This window comes from Corallococcus sp. CA047B, assembly GCF_003612065.1.
Lineage (GTDB): Bacteria > Myxococcota > Myxococcia > Myxococcales > Myxococcaceae > Corallococcus > Corallococcus praedator.
The window spans coordinates 20106-27459 of the sequence record NZ_RAWD01000108.1 but is presented as its reverse complement, the minus strand read 5'-3'; the positions used below and the strand labels follow the sequence as shown (position 1 = coordinate 27459).

At 71.1% G+C, this 7354-nt stretch carries 6 protein-coding genes; 5 read left to right on the top strand and 1 reads right to left on the bottom strand.

The window, feature by feature from the left end; translation table 11 throughout:
• Nucleotides 1-16 precede the first annotated feature (16 nt).
• Nucleotides 17-1216, bottom strand: coding sequence for a hypothetical protein (locus D7X74_RS18340; protein WP_120534258.1), 1200 nt, complete (start codon nucleotides 1214-1216; stop codon nucleotides 17-19).
• A gap of 1050 nt (nucleotides 1217-2266) precedes the next feature.
• Between D7X74_RS18340 and D7X74_RS18335 the strand changes: the two genes are divergently transcribed.
• Genes D7X74_RS18335 through D7X74_RS18315 form a run of 5 tightly spaced genes read left to right on the top strand, consistent with a single transcriptional unit; the run spans nucleotide 2267 to nucleotide 7349 of the window.
• Nucleotides 2267-3595 (top strand): amidohydrolase family protein, encoded by a 1329-nt coding sequence (locus D7X74_RS18335; protein WP_120534259.1) that lies wholly within the window; start codon nucleotides 2267-2269, stop codon nucleotides 3593-3595.
• Between the two features lie 14 nt (nucleotides 3596-3609).
• Entirely contained in the window at nucleotides 3610-4596 is a 987-nt protein-coding gene (locus D7X74_RS18330) for a class I SAM-dependent rRNA methyltransferase (RefSeq protein ID WP_120534257.1), read from the top strand.
• A 33-nt stretch (nucleotides 4597-4629) separates the two neighbouring features.
• Nucleotides 4630-5850: a serine/threonine-protein kinase gene (locus tag D7X74_RS18325; RefSeq protein ID WP_120534256.1), complete on the top strand. Its 1221-nt coding sequence runs from the start codon at nucleotides 4630-4632 to the stop codon at nucleotides 5848-5850.
• Nucleotides 5851-5875: 25 nt separating this feature from the next.
• On the top strand, nucleotides 5876-6673 hold the full coding sequence (gene truA, locus D7X74_RS18320) for a tRNA pseudouridine(38-40) synthase TruA (protein ID WP_120534255.1): 798 nt from the start codon (nucleotides 5876-5878) through the stop codon (nucleotides 6671-6673).
• 22 nt (nucleotides 6674-6695) lie between these two features.
• Nucleotides 6696-7349, top strand: coding sequence for a hypothetical protein (locus tag D7X74_RS18315; protein WP_199741848.1), 654 nt, complete (start codon nucleotides 6696-6698; stop codon nucleotides 7347-7349).
• Nucleotides 7350-7354 lie beyond the last annotated feature (5 nt).

Genomic DNA, 7354 nt, shown 5'->3' with positions numbered 1-7354 from the left:
GGGAGGGGGCCGGGGGCTACCGCGCGCCGGACGCGGGGAGCGGCGCGGGGCTGGAGAGGCCCAGGCGGCGCAGCATCACCTGCCGGATGGAGGGGATGCGGAAGCGGAAGATGAAGGCATCCGCGTAGTAGTGGGCGAGCACCACCGCGAAGCCCAGGGACGTCAGGCCGCGAAGCAGGGGATGCGACAGCGCTCCGCTCCCGATGCTGAGCGAGCCGCGCACAGGCCCATCCAGCAGGAAGCCGTGCACCACGCCCAGCGCGAGCAGCGGGAGCATGGCCAGGACCATCGCGGGCCAGATGAACGCGCGGCGCAGGCGGGGCGCGTCGCCTTCGCGCGGCTCCAGCATCCGCGCGCTGATCATGTAGTACTCCAGCCCGTGCATGCCCGGCAGCATCACGTAGCCCCACTCCGGGGCCACGAGCGCCAGGCCCGTCGCCGTCGCCATGCCCAGGAGGTAGAGCACCTTGGGACCGCTGGCGGTGCCGGAGCGCAGCACGGAGCGGAACAGCAGCAGGAAGTAGCCCAGCCACAGGGCGATGAGCACGGGCAGCATCTGCCACTGCAGCACGCGGCCCTGGCCCACGTCCAGGTACGCGGTGGCGTTGGGCGCGGCGGACTCGGCGACGAAGAAGATGCGGACCAGCAGGATGGACAGGAGCAGCGGGACGTAGAACTGCTGGAGCCTGCGCTCGAGGGGGGAGGGGGGCGCGAGGCCCACCTGTCCGCCGCGCAGGCCGTGCAGTGACCACAGGCCCCGGTGCTGCGACAGGGTGTGGTGCATGCCGAAGACGTTGAAGATGACGGCCACGGCGAAGGTGTGGATGGCGCGGTCGGCGTAGAAGGTGAAGAAGAAGCCCGCGCCCACCGCGAGCATGGCGAGCGTGCCCGCGAGGATGTTCCGGGGCTGGCGGGGGGCGGCGGTGAGCACGTCCCGGTGCACGCCGAAGAGCAGGAACGTGAGCACCACGTGGGTGGCGTTGCCGAGGATGTTCTGGGCGGTCCAGGACATCAGCCGGTGGGCCCCATCCGCGGACGTGGGCGCCAGGAACGCGCTGGCCCCTGCGGCGCAGAGGGTGAGGGCCAGGGGAATGGCGAGGATGGCCAGGTCGGCCCCGGGAGAGAACAGCCACAGGCGGCGGAAGCGCAGCGAGCCGGGCACGGCCGGCGCGTCCTGCTCGGGGGAGGTGGCGACTCCGGGGCTGAGCGGTGTCATGGCGCGGGGAGTATAGCGGGGCCCCGGAGTCCCCAGAACCCGGGTGGCCGCCGGTTGCCCTGCCCGCTGGCCTGGCGGGGGACGGGGGCTCAAGGATTCAGCGTGGCATGGGGCAGGGGGCCTCTGGTTCCAGTCCAGGGCCCACGGCATGTGACGCGACAAGTCTCAAGAACGCCTCATGCTGTATGGATTGGAGGTCATGGTGGACATGGGCTCGTGGCTGCCGAATTGTCTCGACAGGGAGTGGGGCCGGGGCGTCGCGTGGGGGGTTGGGTTGATGGTCTTCACGGCAGGTCAAACAGGCTGCCGCCGCGTGGTTCATGAAGATCGCTTCAACGACATCCTTCCTGGGTGCCGCGCTCTTCCGACGGTCAGCTCTCCGTGCGACTGCCCTCCCTCGGCGTCGCGAGATGAGTTCTGTCCGATTGAGGGTCAGGCCCCCTTCGTCGCTACTGCCTGCACTGCTCGTCCTGTCGTGATTTCGTCGGCGGGAAGCAGGGCTGACGCCGCTGCCAGTCGCGAACTGGATTCGAGTGTCGTGCTTGATGGCGACCGTCCAGAATGGACCGTCAACTCGGAGATTCCTCCATGGCCATGCAATAAGAGGCGCGCGTCCTGGAAGAGGCGCTTCCTGGAGGTCCATGTCAGTTCCGGAGACTGCAGCGTCTCCGTGGCGCCGCCCGATGACAGTGGTCGCTGTCCGGTGGTCTGGCGTGAGTCAGAGCAGTTGATTGGTGATGTGGGAATGCCACCGACCGACCTTGTCTACGCGCTCGATCCCGATAAGGACGTGCTCTTGTGTGGACGTTGGTGGCGCTGCGGGTGTGATGAAGAGCGGCCCTGAGTGGGCAGGCACAGGATGTTCTTTGGGGGCGGAGCTCGTCGGTCGGGCCCATACCGCAGGTACCCATGCTCCTGTCCTGCGCGCCCCGTCGATGCCGTGTCAGCCTCGCGTCTTACGGGGCCTGCCGACCGGGGCCACCCGGGCCTACTCCCGAGGAGGGATAGGGTTCTTCCCCGACCCGGCCCCGTGCTAAAACGGGGATGTCCATGGAAGGCCGACTGCTGCTGAAGAACTGTGCCGTGTTCCGTGCGGACGGTCGCGTCCGCCACGGCATGGCCGTCGTGGTCGAAGAGGGCCTCATCCGCCGCGTCGCCCCGGACGCCGAGGTGCCCGTGCTCCCCGGTGACTGGGAGGTCGCGTGTCGCGGCCGGCTCGTCGCCCCCGGCCTCGTGGACTGTCACTCGCACCTGGTCAACGGCCAGCTGCTTCCGCCCAACGGCGACTTCCTCCTGCGCCAGCCCCGCTCGCGCCTGGAGCGGATGCGCCAGGTGGCCAACCTCCTCATGGCCGAGGACGTTGAGATCCTCACCCGCTTCGCCGCCGCGCGCGCCCTCCTCGATGGCGTCACGCTCGTCGTCGACCACCTGTCCTGTCCCACCGACGTCTCCGGCGGCCTGGACGCCCAGGCCCGCGCCGCCGACGCGCTGGGGCTGCGCCTGGTCACGTCCCACTCCACCCACAGCCTGGATGGGCCCGCCCAGGCCGACGCCCAGGCCGACGCCAACGCGGACTTCGTGCGCCGCCACCGCGACCACCCCCGGGTGCGCGGGGCGCTGGGCTTCCATGCGTCGTACACGTGCGAGGACTTGCTGCTGTCCCGCATCTCCCGCCTGCGCGAGGAGCTGAACGCGCCCCTCGTCTTCCACCTCGCGGAGAGCGAGGACGACCTCTCCGCCACCTACGCCGCGCACGGCCGCCGCGTCGTGCCCCGCCTGGATGCACTGGGCCTCCTGGGCCCCTTCGCCATCGCCGGCTATCCGCGCGCCGTGGAACGCGCTGAAGCCGAACGGCTGGCCGCCTCCGGCACCTTCGTCGCCCTCACGCCCCGCGCCACCCGCTCATTCGAGCGCGTGGGCGAGTCCGCGGAAGGCCCGCTGTCCAGCCTCCACCTCGTGGGCCTGGGCACCGGTGGCCATGGCACCCTCCAGGAGGAGCTGAGCGCGGCCCTCGCCGGCATGCTGCACCTGGCCCGCTCCGGCCGGATGCCGGACCTGGACGATTCGCTGGCGCACCTGTTCGTCAGCGGCCCCGCGGAGCTGTGCACCCGCCTGTATGGCCGTCCCTCCGGCGGCGTGGACGAGGGCAGCATCGCGGACCTCGTCGTCTACGACGCCATCCCCGCCGCCGACCCGGAGACCGGCTACTCGCCCTTCCTCCTGGGACAGCTCGTGCCCTCGCGCGTGGCCTGGACGCTGGTCAACGGCCGGGTCTGCGTGCGCGAAGGCCAGTTGCTGGGCAGCGACTACGTGGACCTGGCCCGGGACGCCGCCGCCGCCCTGGCCCGCGTCTGGTCCCGCGCGCGGCTGGGCACGTAGGGTAGAAGGGGCGCGTGAGTGCCCTGCCTCCCCGCCTCGTGGACACCCTTCGCGCCGCCCGCGCTCGCCGGGGTGCGCTGCTCTCCGACGCTTCCACCACCGCCTTCCGCCTGCTGAACGGCGCCGCGGACGGCGTGCCCGAAGTCACCGCGGATGTCTTCGGTGACGTCGTCGTCGTCAGCCTCTACCGCGACCTGTCCGACGCGGAGGAGACCTCACTCCTCGACGCCGCCGTCACCGCCTGGACACCCCGGAGCGTCTACCTGAAGCGCCGCCCCCGCGAGGCCCGCGTGCTCGCCAACGTGGCGAAGGACGCGCTCGCTCCGGAGGCCGCCGCCCGGGGGGAGCCGGCGGAGGACTTCGTCGCGAAGGAGAGCGGCCTGGGCTTCCACATCCGCCCGGGGCAGGGCCTCTCCGTGGGCCTCTACCTGGACATGCGCGACACCCGCGCGTGGCTCAAGTCCCAGGCCCGGGGCCTCACCGTGCTCAACCTCTTCGCGTACACCTGCGGCTTCGGGGTCGCCGCGACGGCGGGTGGCGCGAAGCGCGTGCTCAACCTGGACGCCAGCCGCCGCGTGCTCGAATGGGGCGAGGAGAACGCGCGCCTCAACGGCCAGGGCGTGGACCGCTACGACTACGTGGCCGGTGATGTCTTCGATTGGCTCCAGCGCCTCGCCAAGAAGGGCGAGTCCTTCGACGTCGTGGTGGCGGACCCTCCCTCCTTCTCGAACACCAAGACGAACCGCTTCTCCGCCGCGCGCGACTACTCCCGGCTGGCGGAAATTGCCGCGCGGGTGGTGGCCCCCGGCGGTCGGTTGGTTGCCTGCTGCAACCTCGCGGGCCTGCCCGTGCGCCGGTTCGAAGCCATGGTGCTCGAGGGAGTGACGCGGGCTGGCAGGGCAGGGCGGACGGTGGGGTCGCTCGGTCCCTCGGGGCTCGACTTTCCAACACCTCCCGGCGAGGAGCCGGCGCTCAAGGTGCACGTCGTCCAACTTCGTTAGCGCCTCCGGGCGCGGCGCGGCTACATTGCCGGCATGGCTCCCGCTGCCTCCGCGCCCCCGCGCGACGCCGTCCGCTTCGGCAACTACAAGCTCATCGACCGGATCGCCGTGGGGGGCATGGCGGAGATCTTCCTCGCGCACCAGGTGGACTCGCGCGGTGACGAGACGCCCATCGTCATCAAGCGCATCCGTCCCCACCTGTCCAAGCACGCCGCCTTCGTGAAGATGTTCCTCAACGAGGCGCGGCTGGCGTCCCAGCTCAACCACCCCAACATCGTGCAGATCCACGACCTGGGGAAGATCGTCGACAGCTACTTCATCGCCATGGAGTACGTGTCCGGCCGCGACATGCGCCGCATCGTGCCCAAGGCGGAGGCCATGGGGATTCCCTTCCCCCTGGTGTACGCGCTGAAGATCGCCTCCTGCGTCTGCGCGGGCCTGCACTACGCGCACCAGAAGAAGGACCTGCACGGCAACCCGCTCAACATCGTCCACCGCGACGTGACGCCGGAGAACATCGTCGTCGCCTTCGACGGCTCGGTGAAGGTGCTCGACTTCGGCATCGCCAAGGCCGCCAACCAGGTGGAGGAGACGCGCTCCGGCGAAATCAAGGGCAAGCTCAGCTACATGAGCCCGGAGCAGTGCCTGGGCCGGCCGCTGGACTGCCGCAGCGACATCTTCTCGCTGGGCACCGTCCTCTACGAGTGGCTCACCGGCTTCAAGCTCTTCACCGGCGAGTCCGACGTCGCCGTGATGCGCAGCATCACCGAAGCGAAGATCTACGCGCCGTCCTACTTCCGCGAGGACCTGCCGGAGCGCGTGGAGGCCATCCTGATGCGCGCGCTCGCCCGCGACCGCGAGCGCCGGTACGCGACGGCCGCGGACATGCAACGCGACCTGGACGCCTTCCTGGACGCGTACGACTTCACGCCCACGCCGCTGCACCTGGCCAACTTCGTCAAGCAGCTCTTCGAGGACGAGCGCTCGCAGGAGCTGCGCCGCGTCTCCACGCGCCAGTCCTCCGCGCCCACCTCCGAGGAGGCGCTGGAGCTGGCGGAGGTGGTGGCGTCCGTGGACGGCCCGCCCACGGAGGCGATGCGCCTGGATGACAGCTCCAGCACGGAGCCGCGCCTGCTCGCGCTCCCCCTGGACCCCGTGCTGTACGAGAAGCTGGAGGCGCAGGCGCGCAAGGCCGGGGTCAGCACCGCGAAGCTGGTGGCGGACCTCCTGGAGGGCTGGCTGAAAACGCGCTGAAGGAGCGCGTCCCGGTCTTCACGTCATGCCCCGGCTGAAGTTGACGCTCGAATACGATGGCACCCGGTACGTGGGCTGGCAGGTGCAGCCCAACGGCCCGTCCATCCAGTCCACGCTCCAGGACGCGCTCCACAAGCTCCTGGATGAGCGCGTGTTCGTGGCCTCCGCGGGCCGCACCGACTCCGGCGTGCACGCCACGGGGCAGGTGGCGTGCTTCGACGCCGGGCGCGTGCTGCCGCTGAAGGCCTACACCATGGGCCTCAACGGCATCCTGCCTCCGGACATCGCGGTGGTGGGCGCGGAGGAGGTGTCCCCGGACTTTGATCCGCGTCGCTGGTCGCGCGGCAAGCGCTACCGCTACCGGCTGAGCAACCGGCGCATGCGCTCGCCGCTGCTGCGCACGACGCACTGGGAGCTGTTCGCCCCGCTGGACGTGGAGGCCATGCGCCGCGCGTCACAGGCCCTGCTGGGCCGGCACGACTTCTCCGCGTTCCGCGCCGCGGACTGCCAGGCGAAGCACGCGGTGCGCGAGGTGCGGCAGGTGCGCGTGGAGGGCACGTCCGGCGACGCGGTGTCCGTCGTCGTGGAGGGCACCGCGTTCCTCAAGCACATGGTGCGCAACCTGGTGGGCACGCTGGTGGAGGTGGGCAAGGGACGCCGCCCCGAGGCCTGGGTGGCCCAGGTGCTGGCGTCGCGCAACCGGAAGCTCGCGGGCGCCACCGCGCCGCCGCAGGGGCTGGTGCTGGAGGAGGTCTTCTACGGCGACGGCCCGCCCCCTCGCTCGGCGGGGGACGCGGCCGTCTTGGAAGAGGACGAGGGGTGAGAGTGCGCTAGGCTTTCGGGCCGTGAGCCCCAAACCCGGTGTCCTCGAGCCGTTGCGCGTCCGCATCCGTCGCTTCCAGTTCATCGTCGGACTGGGGTTCCTGTCGCTCGTGCTGGGCGCGATGCTCAGCGTGTCGCTGATGGCCCGCCTGAAGGGGCTGGTGGGCGCGCTGCCCGCCCAGTTCCTCCAGCTCGTCGTGGCGGTCGTGCTGCAGGATCTGTGGGTGCTGGGCGTGCTGCCGGCCCTCTGCTACGTCGGCGCGCGCATCGTGCCGCTGCGTCCGTGGAGCACGGCGCTGGGCTCCGCTGCGACCGGTGGCGTCTTCGTCGTCGCGCTCAGCTTCGTGAGCGACGGCGGGGATGTGCTGACGCAAGGGTGGGGGCTCGCGTCGGTGCTGCGCCTCGCGACCTTCGCGGGCGGCATCCTGCTCAGCGCCCAGGCCATCCGCGCGGGGCGGACCGCCGCCGAGCGGGGCTCCTCCGCCGCCCAGGTGAAGGCCGTGGCGCGTCAGTCGGAGTACGACGAGTTCCTCAAGGCCGCGGAGGCCGACGGCGCGCGCATGGAGCAGCGCGACCAGGCCGCCGCTGCTGCCGCTACCGCGCCCGCCGCGTCCCCGGCCACGCCCGAGGGGCAGGACTCCCCCCCGGGCGAAGCACCGAAGACGCCCGCGGCCTGAGGGCC